At 28.8% G+C, this 20,319-nt stretch carries 18 protein-coding genes; all 18 read left to right on the top strand.

Translation table 11 applies throughout. The annotated features are described in order from the left end of the window. Position 1 precedes the first annotated feature (1 nt). On the top strand, positions 2–703 hold the full coding sequence (locus N4A48_RS04780) for a diacylglycerol kinase (RefSeq protein WP_293664674.1): 702 nt from the start codon (positions 2–4) through the stop codon (positions 701–703). 160 nt (positions 704–863) lie between these two features. Next, complete coding sequence (locus tag N4A48_RS04775) at positions 864–1,472, top strand: DUF502 domain-containing protein (RefSeq protein ID WP_293664673.1); 609 nt, start codon at positions 864–866, stop codon at positions 1,470–1,472. A 14-nt stretch (positions 1,473–1,486) separates the two neighbouring features. After that, the gene (locus N4A48_RS04770; protein ID WP_293664672.1) at positions 1,487–1,882 is read left to right on the top strand and encodes a cytidine deaminase; all 396 of its coding nucleotides are present in this window, start codon (positions 1,487–1,489) and stop codon (positions 1,880–1,882) included. A gap of 12 nt (positions 1,883–1,894) precedes the next feature. Then, positions 1,895–2,788, top strand: coding sequence for a GTPase Era (gene era, locus N4A48_RS04765; RefSeq protein ID WP_293664671.1), 894 nt, complete (start codon positions 1,895–1,897; stop codon positions 2,786–2,788). A gap of 27 nt (positions 2,789–2,815) precedes the next feature. After that, positions 2,816–4,198 carry a magnesium transporter gene (gene mgtE, locus N4A48_RS04760; protein ID WP_293664670.1) on the top strand — a complete coding sequence of 461 codons (1,383 nt, stop codon included), beginning with the start codon at positions 2,816–2,818 and terminating at the stop codon, positions 4,196–4,198. 77 nt (positions 4,199–4,275) lie between these two features. Then, positions 4,276–4,437, top strand: coding sequence for a hypothetical protein (locus N4A48_RS04755; RefSeq protein WP_293664669.1), 162 nt, complete (start codon positions 4,276–4,278; stop codon positions 4,435–4,437). Continuing rightward, a complete protein-coding gene (gene recO, locus N4A48_RS04750; protein ID WP_293664668.1) occupies positions 4,397–5,143 on the top strand; it encodes a DNA repair protein RecO in 747 nt (248 codons plus the stop codon). Before N4A48_RS04755 ends, recO begins: the two co-directional genes overlap by 41 nt. 12 nt (positions 5,144–5,155) lie before the next feature. Next, positions 5,156–5,704 (top strand): DUF4342 domain-containing protein, encoded by a 549-nt coding sequence (locus N4A48_RS04745; protein WP_293664667.1) that lies wholly within the window; start codon positions 5,156–5,158, stop codon positions 5,702–5,704. A 99-nt stretch (positions 5,705–5,803) separates the two neighbouring features. Further along, positions 5,804–6,682: a glycine--tRNA ligase subunit alpha gene (gene glyQ, locus N4A48_RS04740; RefSeq protein WP_293664666.1), complete on the top strand. Its 879-nt coding sequence runs from the start codon at positions 5,804–5,806 to the stop codon at positions 6,680–6,682. A 1-nt stretch (position 6,683) separates the two neighbouring features. Next, the gene (glyS, locus tag N4A48_RS04735; RefSeq protein WP_293664665.1) at positions 6,684–8,753 is read left to right on the top strand and encodes a glycine--tRNA ligase subunit beta; all 2,070 of its coding nucleotides are present in this window, start codon (positions 6,684–6,686) and stop codon (positions 8,751–8,753) included. 265 nt (positions 8,754–9,018) lie between these two features. Further along, complete coding sequence (locus N4A48_RS04730; RefSeq protein WP_293664664.1) at positions 9,019–9,654, top strand: helix-turn-helix transcriptional regulator; 636 nt, start codon at positions 9,019–9,021, stop codon at positions 9,652–9,654. 14 nt (positions 9,655–9,668) lie between these two features. Then, positions 9,669–10,505, top strand: coding sequence for a pyruvate, water dikinase regulatory protein (locus N4A48_RS04725; protein WP_293664663.1), 837 nt, complete (start codon positions 9,669–9,671; stop codon positions 10,503–10,505). A gap of 65 nt (positions 10,506–10,570) precedes the next feature. After that, complete coding sequence (ppdK, locus tag N4A48_RS04720) at positions 10,571–13,207, top strand: pyruvate, phosphate dikinase (RefSeq protein ID WP_293664661.1); 2,637 nt, start codon at positions 10,571–10,573, stop codon at positions 13,205–13,207. A gap of 117 nt (positions 13,208–13,324) precedes the next feature. Next, the gene (locus N4A48_RS04715; protein ID WP_293664660.1) at positions 13,325–13,888 is read left to right on the top strand and encodes a TetR/AcrR family transcriptional regulator; all 564 of its coding nucleotides are present in this window, start codon (positions 13,325–13,327) and stop codon (positions 13,886–13,888) included. Between the two features lie 137 nt (positions 13,889–14,025). Next, positions 14,026–15,114: an efflux RND transporter periplasmic adaptor subunit gene (locus N4A48_RS04710; protein ID WP_293664659.1), complete on the top strand. Its 1,089-nt coding sequence runs from the start codon at positions 14,026–14,028 to the stop codon at positions 15,112–15,114. Positions 15,115–15,135: 21 nt separating this feature from the next. Next, the gene (locus N4A48_RS04705; RefSeq protein ID WP_293664658.1) at positions 15,136–18,207 is read left to right on the top strand and encodes an efflux RND transporter permease subunit; all 3,072 of its coding nucleotides are present in this window, start codon (positions 15,136–15,138) and stop codon (positions 18,205–18,207) included. Next, entirely contained in the window at positions 18,207–19,331 is a 1,125-nt protein-coding gene (locus N4A48_RS04700) for a TolC family protein (RefSeq protein ID WP_293664657.1), read from the top strand. Before N4A48_RS04705 ends, N4A48_RS04700 begins: the two co-directional genes overlap by 1 nt. 148 nt (positions 19,332–19,479) lie before the next feature. Beyond that, a complete protein-coding gene (locus tag N4A48_RS04695; protein WP_293664656.1) occupies positions 19,480–20,316 on the top strand; it encodes a (Fe-S)-binding protein in 837 nt (278 codons plus the stop codon). Positions 20,317–20,319: the final 3 nt, after the last annotated feature.

Genomic DNA, 20,319 nt, shown 5'->3' with positions numbered 1-20,319 from the left:
TATGAGAGCTAAGAATCTTATAAATGCTTTCAATTGTGCTATAGATGGAATAGTATATACAGTCAAAAATGAGAGGAACATGAAGATACATTACCTAATATCGATAATAGTCTTATTCCTAAGTTTATTCTTTGATTTGACTAAGTATGAAATGATTATTCTATTTTTTACTATATCATTAGTTATAATATCTGAAATGATAAATACAGCAATAGAAAAATCAATAGATTTATTTACTAGTGAATATCACGAACTGGCAAAAATTGCTAAAGATGTTTCGGCAGGAGCTGTTTTAATTTCATCTTTAAATTCTATTGTAATAGGGTATTTACTATTTTTTGATAGAATAAATCCGTTATCAAATATTGTTCTAAATAAAATAAGAAAATCAGATATGCATATAACAGTTATAGGAATAGTAATAGTTCTAATATTAGTAGTCGGAGTTAAAGCAATAACAAAAAAAGGTACTTATTTAAAGGGTGGTATGCCCAGTGGACATGCGGCACTTGCGTTTTCTGTTGCCACTGCAGTTACGTTTATTTCTGAGGAAATACTAGTATCAACTCTTACATATATACTAGCCTTACTTGTTGCTCAAAGTAGAATAGAAGGAGAAATTCATAGTGGAATAGAAGTTGTATTTGGAGCTATATTGGGAATATTAACAACTATACTAGTATTTCAAATAAGTTTAGGATAGAGAATGGAAGTATTTCCATTCTTTTGACGACTCTGGATGTAAGTGATATTTTAAATAAATATTGGATAAAACTTAAATGTTTGATATAATTGAAAATGCTCTATATCTTGGTTTATCCTAAACCTAAGGTATGGAGTTAAAGCGAAAGGATGATGGATTTTTGAAAAAAAATAGTTCTGATAAAACAGACATTAAAAGAGTATTTATAACAGGAATTTTTACCATTCTTCCAATTGCTGTTACTATATCATTAGTATTTTGGCTTTTTAATAAGGTAGATTATATATTTAGAGTTCCTCTTGAAAAACTATTAGGAATGCATCTTTATGGTGTTGGTATAGTAATAACATTAATATTAACATTTGCTGCAGGGGTTTTTGCAACAGATGTCATAGGTAAAAAGGTATTTAATGGATTCGAAAAAGTAATGCACAAGATTCCTTTGGTTGGAATGATATATTCTTCCGTAAAACAGGTAGTGGATGCTTTTGCTACTAGAAAAGGAGAAGGTTTTAAAAATACTGTATTAGTTCAATATCCTTCAAAGGGTATATATACAATAGGATTCATAACTACGAATGCACCAGACTCTATAAATGGATATACAGGAGAAGAAAGTGTATTTGTATTCATACCCACAACTCCAAATCCTACATCTGGAATGCTTGTTGCAGTAGCTAAAAAAGATATAATATATTTAGATGTATCTATTGATAATGCTCTTAAAATAATAGTTTCTGGTGGAATTGTGGGGTATAAAGAGAACTAAGGAGGAATTTTAAAATGGATAATAAAGAATTATTAAAAATAGCAGAAAAGGCTAAGGAAAATGCATATGTTCCATATTCTAAATTTCATGTAGGAGCAGCTCTTTTAACTAAGTCAGGTAAAGTTTTTACTGGATGCAATGTAGAATGTGCATCTTATGGAGGAACTAACTGCGCAGAAAGAACAGCAATATTTAAGGCTGTATCAGAAGGTGAGAGAGAGTTTGAAAAAATAGCAATAACTAGTGATAATACAGGTGAAACTTACCCATGTGGAATATGTAGACAAGTTATATTAGAATTTGGAAGACACATTAAAGTTGTATTAGGAGAGTCTGAAGGTGAGTATAGAGAGTTATCTATAGATGAATTGATTCCTCATGGCTTCACAGGAGCAGACCTTAAAAAATAAAGAGGTGATAAGATGAGTTTTAAATCAGGATTTGCAAGTATAATTGGAAGACCTAATGTAGGTAAATCTACTATTATGAACAAAGTTGTTGGAGAAAAAATAGCTATAATGAGTGATAAGCCTCAAACAACAAGAAATAAAGTTCAATCAGTTTTGACTACGGAGGATTTTCAAATAGTATTTTTAGATACACCAGGAATACATAAACCAAAGAATAAATTAGGAGAGTATATGGTTAAAGTTGCAACAGATACTCTTAATGAAGTGGATGTAGTTTTATTTGTGGTTGATGACTCTAAAACTATAGGTCCTGGAGATAGAATGATTATAGAAGATTTAAAAAAGGTTAGAACACCTATAGTACTTGTTATAAATAAAATAGATAAGCTTGAAAAAGAGGAATTGATTCTTCTTATGAAAAAATACAATGAAGAAGGAATATTTGATGAAATAGTACCTATATCTGCGCTAAAAGAAGGTCATTTAAATTCATTAGTAAAAACTATAAACAAGCATTTACCTCAGGGACCTAAGTATTTCCCAGATGATATGATAACAGACCAACCTGAAAGAGTTTTGATTTCAGAGCTAATAAGAGAGAAGGTTCTGCATTATGTTCATGAGGAAGTTCCTCATGGGGTTGCAGTTGAGGTTGAGCAGATGAAATCAAGAGAAGGTGGTAATATAATAGATATATCTGCTGTTATATACTGTGAAAGAGATTCTCATAAGGGTATTATAATAGGAAAAAATGGAAGAAAACTAAAAGGAATAGGAAAATCTGCAAGAGAAGATATTCAAAAACTTTTAGGTTCAAAGGTTTATCTTCAAACGTGGGTTAAAGTTAAGTCTAATTGGAGAAATTTAGAAAATTATATAAGCAATTTCGGATACAACAATAAATAATATAATCTTCATACGGGGGTGGAATCTATGAATAAGAATGAAGTTTTATTTCAAGAAATAATAATTCAAGTTAATGCATTAATAGATAGTGAGAAAATAATAGATTTAAATGAATATATAGAGGAACTTCACCCCCGAGATATATCCGAAATATTAATAGATTTACAAGAAGAGAAAAAAATAAAGTTATTCGAGATACTTCCACTAGAAGTTGCAGCTAAGGTACTTGATGATTTAGACTCGGATATGTTTACTACTATTCTATCAAAGATTAGCATAGATCATAAAAAAAGAATACTAGATCTTATGTCTCAAGATGACATGGTTGATATATTAAGTGATTTATCAGAGGAAAAAAGACATGAAATAATAAATCTTTTAGATAAGGAACTAGCTCAAGATATAAAGGAATTACTTGTGTACGACGAAGACTGTGCTGGTGGTATAATGACTACAGATTTTGTCGTTTTGAGTAAGGATATTACATGTTATGCAGCTATAGAGTATTTAAGAGAAAATGCTCCAGATGCAGAAACTATATATTATGTATATGTTGTAGATAAGAATGATAGACTTGTTGGAGTGATTTCTCTAAGAGAACTTATTGTTTCAAGACCTAATACTATTATTGAAGATATAATGAGCGAAAAGGTAATCGATGTTAATGTAAACGATGATCAAGAAGAAGTTGCAAAGATTGTATCAAAATATGATCTTTTAGCAATCCCTGTAACAGATATAAATGGAAAGATAAGAGGTATAATAACAGTTGATGATATAATTGACGTTATACAAGAAGAAGCAACAGAAGATATATATAAATTTGCAGGAACATCAGAAGCTGAAAGTGAATATTTAGAAGATATTAAATTTTTTCCAAAAGTAATTTCTGCTGTTAAAGCAAGGCTTCCGTGGTTACTTATAACATTAATTGGAGGTACTTTGTCAGCTAAGATACTTGGAAAATATGAAAGTACAATAAAGGCATATGCAGCTGTATCGTTTTTTATGCCTCTTTTAACTGGAATGGGAGGAAATGTTGGGACTCAGTCATCTACATTGACGGTAAGAGGTCTAGCAACAGGTCATATAGACCAAAAGAATGCGTTTAAAACAATATTCCAAGAAATGAGTATAGGACTTAGTGTTGGGTTTATATGTAGTGTTATAATCTGTATTGTTGCTTATTTATGGATAGGGGACTTTAAATTAGGAGTAGTCGTTGGAATAGCTATGGCATCTAATATGCTAACTGCTGCTACAATAGGTACATTAGTACCCATTATATTTAAAAGATTGGGTGTTGACCCAGCGGTTGCATCAGCTCCGTTTATTTCCACAACACTTGATATAACTGGTCTTACTATATATTTTACATTAACAACTGCTCTGTTACTAAAATTTTCTTAAAATAAAAAAAATATTATGTATATTATCCCCCTTCTTACCAAAAAATAAAGATAAATGGACAGAAGGGGGTTTTTAAAATGAATAAATCAATATGGGAATATTTTAAAAAAACAGGAGACATAAATGCATATATGTATCTCAAGTCCTACGATAGCTTAAAGCTTAAATTGAATACAGTGAGGGAGATTGAAAATAATTATGTTTATAAATACAGATGGGATAGTACTGAAATCGATTAAGTATGAAGAATCAGATTCTATAGTAGTTATATTTACAAGAAAGCTTGGAAAGATTTCAGTACTTGCAAAAGGAGCTAGAAGGTCAAAGAGTACATTTTTATCAGGAACACAGGTATTTTCATATTCTAATTTTTATATTAGAAGAAATGGAAATATGTATAAATTGAATCAATGCGAAGTAAAACAAAGCTTTTATAACTTGTCTTATAATATGGATACTTTAGCTCATGCTAGTTACATTAGTTCATTGGTTGAACAAAATATATTTGAAAACCAGACTAATAATAGGTTGTTTGATTTATTATTAAAGACGTTGTACTTATATTCATATGATGATGCAAATTATCAATTGATAACAAATATATTCGAACTTAAACTGTTAGATTTTATAGGATATAAGCCCAATGTTTTAAAATGTACTAATTGTGGTAATAATAATTTAAATAAAGGAAAGTTTAGCATAACAGAGGGTGGTATGTTGTGCAGTAAATGCATAGGCACAGATAAGTATAGTATAAAAATTGACCCAACAACTATAAATTTAATTGAGTACATATTAAAAAATGATATAATAATATGTAATAAAGTGAGGGTATCAAAATATATACTAAATCAACTAGATAATATTTTGAAAAAATATTTAATGACTCATATAGAAAATTTGAATTTGAAATCATTAAATTTTCTTGAAAATTTAAAAGGGTAAGGAGAGGATAATATGGAAATAACACTTGAAAAAATTGATCAGATTAGGGAAAGAATGAATGTAGGGTATGAAAAAGCCAAAGAAGCATTAGTTAATTCAAATGGAGATGTTATAGAGGCTTTAGTTTATCTTGAAAAAAGAGAAGGAAATGTATTTAAGGGAATAAATGAAAAAAGTAATGAAATGATAGAAAAATTAAAGGAAACTCTTAAAAAGGGAAATATAACCAGAGTTATGCTTGAAAAAGATGGAGATGTTCTACTTAATATGCCTGTAACAGCAGGAGCAATTGGATTGGTATTAGGACCAATAGCTGCAATAGTAGGTGTAGGAGCTGCTGTTGTAGGTAAATATAAAATAAAAATAGTAAAAACAAATGGTGAAACTGTAGATATAAATGATATGACACAAGAATCATTTAATGATATAAAAGAGAAAACGCAAGGATCTTTTAATGATATAAAAGAGAAGATGAATTTTAATAAATCTGATGATAAAGATATTACAGATGATATAATAAAAGAAGAAACTCAGGAAACGCCTAATGAACTTGACAAATAACCCTGATTTTGTTAAATTTAGAGTTAGAATTGTTTAAAATTTAGCCTTTCGCCAAAAGCGAAAGGCTAAATTTTTTAAATAAGTATAGGAGGAAAAAAAATGAATTTTCAAAATATGATACTTTCTCTACAAGACTACTGGTCGAAGCAAGGCTGTATAGTAATGAATCCTTATGATGTAGAAAAGGGAGCAGGAACTATGAGCCCTTATACATTTTTGAAATCACTTGGGCCTGAACCTTGGAAAGTTTGTTATGTAGAACCTTCAAGAAGACCAACGGATGCGAGATATGGAGAAAATCCTAATAGATTATATCAACACCACCAGTTTCAAGTGATACTTAAGCCATCTCCGGATAATGTACAAGAATTATATTTAGACAGTTTAAAGGCTATAGGAATAAACCCGCAAGAACATGATATAAGATTTGTAGAAGATAACTGGGAAGCTGCTGCTGTTGGAGCTTGGGGACTTGGATGGGAAGTTTGGCTTGATGGTATGGAAGTAACTCAATTTACATATTTTCAACAAGTTGGTAATATAGATTGTGAACTTGAATCAGCAGAGATTACTTATGGACTTGAAAGACTTGCTATGTATATTCAAGAAAAAGATGATGTGTACGACCTTCAGTGGAATGATGAAATAACTTATAGAGATATATTCCAAAAGGCGGAATATGAGCATTCTGTTTATAGCTTTGAAGAAGGAAATACTGATATGATGTTTGAACACTTCAATGCTTATGAAGAAGAAGCTAAAAAACTATTAGAAAAAGGCTTGGTTCAGCCAGCTTATGATTATATATTAAAATGTTCCCATACATTTAATGTATTAGACGCAAGAGGGGCTATTGGTGTAAGTGAAAGAGCATCTTTTATAGCAAAAGTTAGAAATATGGCGAAAATGGTTGCTAGTACTTACGTTAAACAAAGAGAAGAAATGGGATACCCTCTTTTAAAGAAAGGGGGAAAGTAGTATGAATAAGTATCTTTTATTTGAAATTGGATGTGAAGAAATTCCAGCAAGATTTATGGATAGTTCTTTAAAACAATTAAAGGAAAACTCAAAAAAATTCTTAAATGAAAATAGAATAAATTTTGAAGATATAAAAACTTACGGAACACCAAGAAGACTTACTTTGATAATAGAGGGTCTATCTGATAGTCAAAATGATTTAGAAGAAGAAATAAAAGGACCTGCAAAAAGAATAGCTTTTGATGATAATAATGAACCTACAAAACCTCTTCAAGGTTTTATGAGAAGTAAAGGATTAAATATAGCAGATTTATATTTCAAGGTTGCAGGTAAGGAAGAGTATGTATTTGCTAAATTAAGAGAAGAAGGAAAAAATACAGAAGATGTATTAAAGGATATTCTTCCTAATTTAATAAAATCTATAAATTACCCAAAAACTATGAAATGGGGAGGGAAGCAATTAAGATTTACAAGACCTATTAGATGGATATTATCTATATACAATGGACAAATTCTTGATTTTGAAATAGAAGGAATAAAATCATCTAATGTTACAAGAGGACATAGATTCTTAGGTAAAGAAAATATAACTGTAAATTCAGTTGATGAATATCTAGATGAACTTAGAAAAAACTATGTAATACTTGATCAAAATGAGAGAAAAGAAATTATAAGAAAACAATGTATAGAGGTTGCAAGTTCATTAAATGGACAAGTATTAATGGATGAAGATTTATTAAATGAGGTTACTTATCTGCTTGAATATCCAACAGCTTTTTATGGTGAATTTGAAAAAGATTATTTAAAGCTTCCAAAGGAAGTTATAATAACACCTATGAAAGAACATCAAAGATATTTCCCTGTATTAAGAGAAGATAAAGAGTTATTACCTAATTTTATAACTGTTAGAAACGGTACTGATTATAAAATTGAAAATGTAAAAAAGGGAAATGAAAAAGTTTTAGAGGCAAGACTTGCTGATGCACAATTTTTCTATAAAGAAGATACTAAAATTGAGCTTGATAAATATATTGAAAAGCTTAAAAATGTAGTATTCCAAGAACAATTAGGAACTATATATGATAAAACTTTAAGAATAGAGAAATTATCTAAAAAACTAACTTCTGAATTTGGATATGAACAAGATGAAGAGAATACTATGAGAGCTGCAAAAATATGTAAAGCAGATTTAGTTACTAATATGGTATTTGAATTTACAGAACTTCAAGGTGTTATGGGAAGAGAATATGCTAAGGTATCTGGTGAGAATAAGGTAATAGCTGATGCTATATTCGAGCACTATCTTCCTAGATTTTCAGGTGATATACTACCTACTAAAAATTCTGGAACTATTATATCTATAGCTGATAAAATGGATTCAATAGCAGGATTTTTTGCAATAGGAATACAACCTACAGGATCTCAAGATCCATATGCATTAAGAAGACAAGCCTTAGGTATAATTAATATATTAATGGATAAAAATATAAATGTAAGTTTGAAAAATATAATAGATTATGCCCTAAGTAATTATGATAACCTAAAGTTTGATAAAGAAAAGATAAGTTCGGAAATATTAGATTTCTTTAATCAAAGAATAAAAAATATATTCAGTGAAATGGGTATAAGATATGATGTTATAGATGCTATTATTAGCTCTCATATCGATGATGTATCTGATATGTACAATAGAGCAAAAGAACTTAATATGTGGATAAACAAAGATGAAATAATAGAAATATTAACTGGATTCAACAGGGTATCTACTTTAGCTCAGAAAGCTGAGTCGAGTGAAATAAAGGAAGAATATTTACAAGCTAAAGAAGAAAAAGTTCTATATTATGAGTTTAAAAAAGTAAAACATACTGTTAAATCATCTATAGATAAAAAAGAATATTCTAAGGCTTTGGATGAATTTATTGTACTTAAAAACCCTATTGATAATTTATTCGATACTGTAATGATTATGGATAAAGATGAAAATATTAAAAATAATAGATTAGCTTTATTAAAACAAATATATGATACTATGCTTTTAATATGTGATCTTTCAAAAATAGTATATAAATAATAAAAAAGTCGGGAGAAATTCCCGACTTTTTACTTATACTTAAGCTACTATAAATTTTTTGTTTTGTGAATAATATTGATTGAACAAGTGTACTTGCAATTGTTTTTGAACAACGGAGCCTTGGCGATATGAGTCACCCCGATAGCGAGTAGACGAATTTTTTGTTATAAATTTAATTTTCTTATTTACACATAACAAATATATATATATAATATACTATATAAGAAGTTGAGGATAAAAAGTATATCACATTGTTTGAAAAGAGGTGTTTAATATACAATTTAACGATAGACAAATAAAGATAATAGATATAGTTAAAGAGCATCAGCCTATAACTAGTGAAAATATAGCATCAATGTTAAATGTTACAAGAGCAACTTTAAGACCGGATCTTGCAATACTTACTATGACTGGAATATTGGATGCAAGACCAAAGGTTGGTTATTTTTATTCAGGAATAAATCAAAATCATATAATATCAGAAGAATCAAAGAACAAAAAGGTTAGTGAAATAATGAGTATACCAGTAATGCTTACAGAAGAAACAACAGTATATAATGCTATTGTCACTATGTTCTTAGAAGATGTGGGAAGTATATATATAATAAATAATGGCCATTTATCAGGTGTAGTGTCTAGAAAAGATTTACTTAAAAGCACTATAGGTGGCATTGATATAAATAAAATACCAGTAGGTATGATTATGACTAGAATGCCAAATATTATTATGTGTAAAGAAGAAGATACTGTAATTAAAGTGGTAAGAAAAATAATAGAGCATGAAGTTGATTCTGTGCCTGTAGTAAAAAATGAATTAAAAGATAATAAAGAGCACTACAAAGTAATAGGTAGAGTATCCAAAACTAATATAACAAAATTATTTTTAGAGTTATTTGAATAATAAAGGAGTGTATTATGGAAAAGTTAGTTATATATATAATATCTGATTCTCTAGGAGAGACAGGAGAACAAGTAGCAAAAGCTTCTATAGGTCAGTTTAATTTAAAAAACTATGAAATAAGAAAATATCCATATGTACTGGATAAACAGTTTTTAGATGAAATATTAAATGATGCAAAATACCAAAACTCTATAATAGTTTACACACTTGTGGATTTAGAACTTGCAAATCGTACAGTGGAATTTTGTAAAGACAATAATATACCAGGATTAGATTTAATAAATCCTCTTATAAATGCTATAAGTTTAAGAACAGATTTTAATCCATTAAGAGAGCCTGGGATAATAAGAAAACTTGATGAAAAGTATTTTAAGAGAGTAGAGGCTATAGAATTTGCTGTAAAATATGATGATGGAAAAGATTCAAGAGGACTTATAAAATCAGACTTAGTGTTAGTTGGTATATCTAGAACTTCTAAAACTCCTCTTAGTATGTACCTTGCAAATAAAAATATAAAAGTAGCTAATGTACCTTTAGTTCCTGAAGTTCCAGTACCTAAGGAATTGTTTGAAGTATCTAATAAAAAAATAATAGGACTTACTAATACTCCAGAAAAGTTAAATCAGATAAGACAAGAGAGATTGAAGGCATTAGGACTCTCTGGAAATGCCAATTATGCAAATATGCAACGAATACTAGAAGAAATTGAATACGCAGAAAATATAATGAAGAAATTAGGTTGCCCAATAATAGATGTATCAAATAAAGCAATTGAAGAAACAGCAGGACTTATTATAAATATAATGAAAGAAAATGGTCTTAGAGTGTATAAGGGATTTCTTAATAATTAACATAAAATCATACTAATTACTAAAAATATAAGCTGATTAATAATATTAAAGGGAGAGTGTAAAAAGTGGGGAAATTTGTATACAGCTTTAACGAAGGTTCAAAGGAAATGAAAAATCTATTAGGTGGAAAAGGAGCTAATTTAGCTGAAATGACTAAAATAGGACTTCCAGTTCCTCCAGGGTTTACAATTACAACAGATGCTTGTAATACTTACTATACTAAAGATAAAAAGATTTGGGATGAACTTTTAGATCAAATAATGGATAATCTTTCAAAATTAGAAAAAACTTTAGATAAAAAATTAGGAGATAATGAAAATCCGCTTCTTCTTTCAGTAAGATCAGGTGCTGTTATATCTATGCCTGGAATGATGGATACTATACTTAACTTAGGACTTAACGATATAGCTGTAGAAGCACTTTCTAAAAAAACTAATAATGAAAGATTTGCTTATGATAGTTATAGAAGATTTATTCAAATGTTTTCAGATGTTGTTATGGGAATTCAAAAATATAAGTTTGAAAGAATACTAGATAATGTAAAAGAATCAAAAGGATATAAATATGATACAGAACTTACAGTTGATGATTTAAAAGAGATAGTTAAGGAATTTAAAAATATTTATAAGAAGGAATTAAGACAAGAGTTTCCAGATAATCCTAAGGAGCAATTAATATTAGCTGTAAAGGCTGTATTTGACTCATGGAACAACCCAAGAGCTGATGTATATAGAAAGTTAAATGACATACCTCATAATCTAGGAACTGCTGTAAATATACAATCTATGGTATTTGGAAACATGGGAAAAACATCAGGTACAGGAGTTGCATTTACAAGAAACCCATCTACTGGTGAAAATATATTATTCGGAGAGTATTTAGTAGATGCTCAAGGTGAGGATGTAGTTGCTGGTATTAGAACACCTGAACCTATAGCTAGTTTAAAAAATATCATGCCTGATATATATAATAAATTTGAAAATATAACTGAAATACTTGAAAATCACTATAAGGATATGCAGGATATAGAGTTTACTATAGAAAATGAGAATTTATATATTCTACAAACTAGAAATGGAAAGCGTACAGCAAAGGCCGCTATAAACATAGCTGTTGATATGGTAAATGAAAAATTAATAAATAAAGAAGAAGCTATAATGAGAGTAGATCCTAAACAACTAGATCAACTGTTACATCCTAACTTTGAGGAAAAAGCACTAAAGACAGCAACTCTTATATCAAAAGGACTTCCAGCTTCTCCTGGTGCAGCATCTGGAAAAGTATACTTTAATGCAAATGATGTTGTTACTGCTAATGAAAATGGAGAAAAAGCTATACTTGTAAGACTTGAAACATCACCAGAAGATATAGAAGGAATGGTATCAAGTGAGGGGATACTTACTGCAAGAGGCGGAATGACATCACATGCAGCTGTTGTTGCAAGAGGCATGGGTAAGTGTTGTGTAGCAGGGTGTTCAGATATAAAAGTTCATGAAGATAAAAAAGAACTTAGAGTTAAAGATATTGTTATAAAAGAAGGAGAATATATATCTCTTGATGGATCAACTGGTAGTGTTTACATAGGAAATATACCTAAACATGAAGTTGAGCTTGTAGGAAAATTTGAAGAGTTTATGGATTGGGTAGACGAGATAAGAGTTCTTAAGGTAAGAACTAATGCTGATACTCCAAAGGATGCTAAAACTGCTGTTAAATTTGGAGCTGAGGGTATAGGTCTTTGTAGAACAGAGCATATGTTCTTTGAAGAAGATAGAATCCCTGTTGTTAGAAAAATGATTTTATCTAAGACTATAGATGAAAGACAAGAGGCTTTAGAAAAATTACTTCCTATGCAAAGAGAAGACTTTGCACAAATATTTGAAGCTATGGAAGGAAGAGAGGCAACTATAAGACTTTTAGATCCTCCTCTTCATGAATTTTTACCTAAGAAAGAAGAAGATATAAAAAACTTAGCTGATGATATGAATATATCCTATGAAGATATAGAAAAGAGAATTGAAGATTTAGAAGAGTTTAACCCTATGCTTGGACACAGAGGATGCCGTCTTGCTGTAACCTATCCTGAAATATATATGATGCAGGCAAGAGCTATAATGGAGGGTGCAATTGATGCTAAAAATAAAGGCTTTGATGTATCACCAGAGATTATGATACCTCTTATTGGAGATATAAATGAACTTAAATATATAAAAGAGTTTGTTGTAAATGTAGTAGAAGATGTTTTAAAAGAATCAAAAATAGATATGAAGTATATGGTTGGAACTATGATAGAAGTTCCAAGAGCAGCACTTACTGCTGATGAAATAGCAAAAGAAGCTGAGTTCTTTAGTTTTGGAACTAATGATTTAACTCAAATGACATATGGATTCTCTAGAGATGATGCAAATAAATTCCTAGTAGAGTATGAATCTAAAGAACTATTTGAAAAAGATCCATTCCAAGTATTAGATAAAAATGGTGTTGGAAAACTAGTTAAAATGGCATCAAAACTTGGAAGAGAAACAAGAAAAGATATAAAACTTGGTATATGTGGAGAACATGGAGGAGAGCCTGCTTCTGTAGAGTTTTGCCATGATATAGGACTTAATTATGTATCTTGTTCTCCTTATAGAGTACCAATTGCTAGACTTGCAGCTGCTCAAGCAGTATTGAAAGAAAAATCACAAGTATCTATGGCTTAGTAATTTAAAAGGTCTTAATATCTCAGATATTAAGACCTTTTTTAATATACAGTATTGATTTTATAAAAAGTGTATGTTAAAATATTTAATGACCAGTGGTCATGGGGAGGGTGATTAATGGAACATAATAAAAAAAATATAAGCAGAGAGTATATAAAAAAAGTAGCGAAAGAGCTTTTTTATGAAAAAGGTTTAGAAAAAACTTCTGTAAATGATATTGTAAAAAAAGCAGATATAGCAAAAGGAACGTTATATATATACTATAAAAGTAAAAATGAATTAATTGATGATATATTCACAGAGGTAGCAGAAAATATTATAAAAAATATTAAAAAAAAGAAAGCTTTGGAACAAGTACAATCAGAAGAATTAACTGAGATTAGATATTCTATAGAAGAATTTCAAAATGACATTACTTTTTTAAAAATGATGAAAAGTAATTTATCATATGAAAAAGAATTTAGATACAAAAAACAGATTATAGAATTTATAAAAGAAATGGCAAAAAAATCTACAAAAAACAATTCTAATATAGATATTTTTTGTACAGATACTTTTGCATATATTATTGCAGATATGGTTGTAAATACTTGTTACAATGCAATAGTTTTGAAAAATCCTTATGCAATAGATGAAGCAGAGATGGTTTTGAAAAATATATTAAAAAAGTTAATTACATAATTTTTTTAATTAAATATGACTGATGGTCATTTAGCGTTGGTTAACAATCGATGGTCGGTAGTTTGTATTTTAAACCATTAATGACCGATGGTCACTGATGTTAGCAATGTATATAAATATATGAAGGAGAGGATATTGTGAGAAAAAGATTAGGAATTATTCTTATGTTAATTTTAATGATATATTCATTAATAGGGTGTTCAAAAGAAGAAAAGGAAGTGGTTTCAGAAAAAGTAAGAACAGTTAAAGTTAAAAAGGTTGAACAAAAAGAAAATCCAGTTACATTAGATTATATAGGAACGGTAGATTCTAAAGAAATTGTAAAATATAGCTTCAAGTCTCCTGGAAAAATTGGGAAAGTATATGTTGAGAAAGGGCAAAAGGTTAAAAAAGGTGATAAGCTTGCACAACTTGACATTAAAGATTTAAACTATGCTGCTAATGCTGCAAGAGCTACAATGGAAACAGCAAATTTAGATATTCAAAAGGCTAAGGATTCTTTAAAATATGCACAAGATTACTTTGAAAAAGTAGAAAAACTTTATAATAAAGAAATTATATCAATGGACGATTATGATAAGGCAAAGTTAAATGTTGATACTTTACAAAGAACTCATAATCAAGCTATTTCAACATTTGAAAAGGCAAAAACAGATTATGATTATAAGACAAGTATGCTTAATGATTCTACAATATATGCTAATCAAAATGGGATTATAGTAGATACACTATATAAAGAAGGAGAACTAGCACCACAAGGATATCCAGTTGTAGTTGTAAGAAGTACAATTCAAATAGTAAATGTAGGAATATCTCAAAATGATTTAGATAAAGTAAAAATAGGAACTAGTGCTCTTATTGATGTACAGAATTCTTCAGTGAAAGGTAAAATAACAAATATATCTGAAGCACCAGATTCAGATACAAGAACATATAATGCAGAAGTTGAAGTCGTAGGTGATAATTTAAGGTTAGGAAGTATAGCTAAGATTAAATTTGAGATAGGTAGTGAAAATGGGATTTGGGTACCTATTAGCTCGGTTATGGCTAATGGAGTAGATTATGTATATATTATAAAAGATTCAAGAGCTATGAAAAGAACCATAGAATTACAAAATGTATCAGGAAGCAATGTAAAGGTAAAAGGAATTAATAAAGGAGATTTATTAGTAATAGAAGGAATGAAGAATATAAAGAACGGATATAAGGTTAGCATAAAAAAATAAGTTTTTGAAAGGAGGATATTGATGAATAAACTAATAAAAATAGCAATAGAAAAAAGAAGGGTAGTATTATTTCTTACATGTGTGATATTAGTATTTGGTTCTTTAGCATATTATCTTCTTCCTAGACAAGAAAGTCCGGATGTATCTGCACCAATAGCTATGATTATTACACCATATCCTGGAGCTTCACCTAAAGATGTTAAAGATTTAGTAACTACTAAGATAGAAGATGAATTAAGTGAAATAGAAGGAATTGATTATATAAAGTCAGATTCTAAAAATAGTGTATCTATTGTTTTAGTTTGGTTTGAAAATTACGTAGATACAGATAAAACTATGACTGAAGTTAGACAAAAAATTGATGATATTCAAAATGAACTTCCAAATGGATGCTTTAAAAGTAAAATAAAAACAAATTTAACTGAAACAGCAGGGATAATTATAGCTTTATCAGGAGAAAATTACACCTATGAAGAATTAGCTTCTTTTGCTGAACAATTCAAAAGCGAACTTTCTGAGATTAAAGGTATATCAAGATTTGATATAAATGGCGAACTAGAAAAACAAGTAAGTGTTGACGTGAATCTAGAAAAAATTAATCAAATGGGATTATCTTTAGAAGATATATATAAGATTTTAAAAGTACAAAATATAGCAATTCCTTCAGGAAAGCTTGAAAACTATGGAGAGGTAAAAATAAATGTTAATACTCCAGGAATATTTAATTCCTTAGATGATATTAAAAATACGATTATTGGAGTATCAAAAGAAAATGGAACAGTAGCAAGACTTTCTGATGTTGCTGATGTACATATGGAATATGAAGATGGGGTAGAAAAATTTAAAGAAAATGGTAAAAATGCAGTATTACTGACAGGATATTTTCAACAAGGAAAAAACATAGTTATCGTAGGTAAAGATGTTAGAAAAACATTAGATAAGGTAAAAGCTAACTTACCAGAAAATCTTATAGTAGATGAAGTTTTATATCAGCCAGAAGATGTAAGTCAATCAATAAATAGCTTTATGACTAACTTATTAGAAGGTATAATTTGTGTTGTAATTATAGTATTTATCGGTATGGGAATGAGAAATGCAATGATAGTTTCAGCTGCAATTCCAATTTCTATATTTATAACCTTTGGGGTAATGTATATTAACGGAATAAAAATACACCAAATGTCAACTGCTGCCTTAATAATAGCATTGGGTATGCTTGTTGATAATGCAATAGTAATAAGTGATGCTGTACAGGTTAGAGTAGATAATGGGCAAGAAAGATTAAGTGCATCATATGAAGGAGCTAGTGCATCTGCTATTCCAATATTTGCATCAACTCTAACAACAGTTGTAGCATTTAGTCCTTTACTTGGAATACCAGGTCCTGCGGGGGAATTTTTACAAGCAATACCACAAGTTGTAATTATCTCGCTTGTAGCAGCATATATAGTTTCAATGTTTATAACGCCTTCAATGACTGCGATATTTTTCAAAAAAAGTAAGAATGCTGGAAAAGAGAAAAAAAGTAGATTAAGAAATTTATTTGAAAAATGTTTAAGTATAGGATTAAAGAATAAAGCTATAACTGTTATAGTAATGTTTGCATTATTAATTTGTACTGTTAATATAATGAAGTTATTAGATTCTCAGTTCTTTCCATATGCAGATAAAGATATAATATATATAGATGTAGAATCAGAAGTTGCTGCTAATATAGATGCAACAGAAAAATTATCAAAGGAAGTAGAAGAACTACTATCAAAAGAACCAGAAGTTGTAAGATATACTACTTCTATAGGTAATGGACTTCCTAAATTTTACATTTCTTTAGCCCCACCAGTTCCATCTGATGAGAATGCTCAAATTATGGTCAAGGTGGATTTGAAAAAGGGAGAAAGATTTAGAAGTAATGAAGAGTTTGCAAGTTATTTACAAAACATATTTGATACTAAAGTTGCTGGTGGTAAGATAACAGCAAAATTATTAGAAAGTGCAATGCCTTCTGATGCACCTGTTATTCTTAGAATTACAGGAGATGATAGTGATAGATTAATTGAAGTATCAAAAGAAATTCAAAGAGAAATTACAAAAATTCCAGGAGCAATAAATATAAGAGATGATTCAAAGGATAAAAGTTACGAATTAAATGTAAATATTGACACAGATGTAGCAACAAACTTAGGAATATCTAAATACGATATTCAAAGACAGATTAATATAGCATTAAAAGGAGCAGAATCATCAACGTACAGAAGAAGTGGGCAAGAATATAAAATAATAGTTCAAAGTGATATACAAACTAAAGAAGAACTTGAAAATTTAAAAATCAAATCTTCAATAACTAAAAATAAAATTCCACTCAAGCAATTTGGAACAATAAATATGAACTCAAAAACAGATATTATCAAAACGTACAATAAAAAAGAATCTGTAAAGATTTTAAGTGATGTTGACTTAGGATACAATCCATCAAAAATAGAAAATTATATTGAATATAATATAATTCCTAAAATTGATTTAGAGGGTGTAAAGTTAGAATTTGATGGACAAAGAGAAGCGATAATAGATAACTTTGGAAGTGTTAGTAAACTAGCAGGAATTGCTGTATTTGTTATATATATAATACTTCTAATACAGTTTAACTCATTTATCCAACCTTTTGTAATATTGGCTACCATACCATTATCTTTAATAGGTTCAGTTTGGGGATTATTTATATTTAGACAACCTTTATCTATGACAGCATTTTTAGGGATAGTAAGTCTTATTGGTCTTGTTGTTAAGAATGCTATACTTTTAATAGAATTTATTAATGATGCGAGAAAAAAAGGTTATACAATAGAGGATGCTTGTAAAGATGCAGTAAATAAAAGATTTAGCCCAATTATGCTTGGAGCTATTACAACTATTATAGGACTTATTCCACTTGCATTTTCTGGAAGTAGTTTATTTGCACCTATGTCTGTATCTCTTATGTCAGGACTTGTTGTATCTACTTTCCTTACAATGGTAGTAATTCCTGTTATTTATACTTTAATAGAAGAAAATATATTAAAATTCAAAAATGAAAAAATGAAAGAAGGGAATTTATAATGAAGAAGTTAGTAGCCAATATTCTTTTGACATTTATAATACTACTCACATCAACACTTTCTTATGCAGATAATGAACCTTTAGAAAGTGCAAGAAAGATTTCGCTTAATCAAGCTATAGAGGAAGCTATAAAAAATTCTACACAAGTTAAAGTTATCGATTTAGATATTCAAATAAAAGAAATAGAACTAGATAAAGCAAAACACAAAGAAAAGAAATATGAAGATGTAAAAGATTATGGTTTTTCACTTGGAACAGTACAAGGATTTCAATTGGATGCTAATATGCTGTCTAAACAAGCAGAATATGGACTTGAAGAAGAAAAAATTAAAAAAAATTATCTAAAAGAGGATATAAAATATAATGTAACTAGAGCTTACTATGGGGTACTTCAGCTTAGAGATTATAAAAATGCTTCAAAAGATAATTTAGAAAATGTACAAAGAAATAGAGATAATGTAAATAACAAATATGGTCTTGGTGTTGCTTCAAAATCGGACTTAGTAATGGCAGATATATCTTTAAATGAGGCAAAAGCAAATTTTGAAAAAGCTAAAATTGATTTAGAAAAAACATATAGATCATTGAATATGATTTTGAATTATCCACTTAGTACAAAACTTGAACTTATATCAAATTTTGAAGAACAAAGCTTTAATAAAGATTTGGATAAGGATTTAAATAAAGCTTATGAAAGTAGATTTGATATTATTAAAATGAATCACAATCACGAACTTGTTAAACTTGATTTTGAAACAAATTCGATAAAGTATCCTTCTAATACATATAAATACAAAACTAAAGAAAGAAATTTAGCAAAAATCAAAAGTGTTGTACAAGATATTAAAAAGTCTGTTGAATTTGATATTAGAGGAAAATATGATAATGTAGAAAATCAAAAAAAACAGATAGAACTTGCTAAAACAACAGTAGAAAAAGCAAAAGAAGGGGTAAAAATTAAGGAGTCGTTATATGATGCGAAAATGGGAACGCTTCTTGAAGTTGACAATGCTTTAAATCAATTATATAAAGCACAAGTAGCTCTTTCAAGGGCAGTATCAAACTATAATTTAGCAGTGATTGATTATGAAAAATCTGTGAATATAGGAAAAATTAATAACTAACACGTGAATTATATAAAATTTGTATGGATAAATAATAATTATATATGATATACTTTAATTTGATATACATAAGACTCTTCTAATTAGAAGAGTCTTATGTATATTTGAAGAAGTTATATTATTTTTAAACTTAAAGGGTGAATTGATTATGAAAAATAGGAATATAGGAGTTAAATTACATCAATTAGCGAGTTTTTCAAAATTTTTTACTGCATCAAGTGATTATAACGAAGACAATATAAGGGCTTTTATTCCAGGGTGCAGTCTAACTGATTATAGTCCTGAAATAGTGATGAAAACATATAAATACTTAAGTGATAATCTAGTTGGTACGGGTATTATTTTGAAATGTTGTGCTGCTCCTTCTAAAATATCAGGAGATAAAGAAAACTTCAAATCATATTATTCGCAATTACAAGAAGAAATAGAGAAGATGAAGGTAAAAGAGGTAATAACAGCATGTCAAACCTGCTATAAGACTATAAAAGAAAATAGTCCAGATATTAAGGTGAAATCTGTTTGGGAATCGATAAATGATATTGGAATACCAGAGAGTGCTGATAAAAGATATAAGGATTTAAATATAGTATTTGCTCTTCATGATCCTTGTCCTATAAGAAAAGAAAATATTATTCATGAAAGTGTCAGAGATGTATTGAAAAAAATGGGTATAAATATAGAAGAATTTAATAATACAAGAGAAAGAACTTTGTGTTGTGGAGGAAAATTAAGTATAAAAAATAAAGAAAAAGCATTAAATCATATGAGAAAGAGAGCTTATGAAGCTGAATCTGATTATATATTGACTTATTGTGAGTCTTGCGTTAGATCCATGAAAACAGCAGGTAAGAAAAGTGTCCACATACTAGATTTGATATTTAATGATAATATAAATTTAGATTTTAATCAACAAAATATTAATTCCCTAAAAAAGTGGATTAATAGGTATAAATGCAAAACATGTATTGAACAATTAAAAAAATAACAA

This window comes from Tepidibacter sp., from assembly GCF_025210165.1.
GTDB lineage: Bacteria > Bacillota > Clostridia > Peptostreptococcales > Peptostreptococcaceae > Tepidibacter_A.
This window is presented reverse-complemented; position numbering and strand designations above follow the sequence as displayed.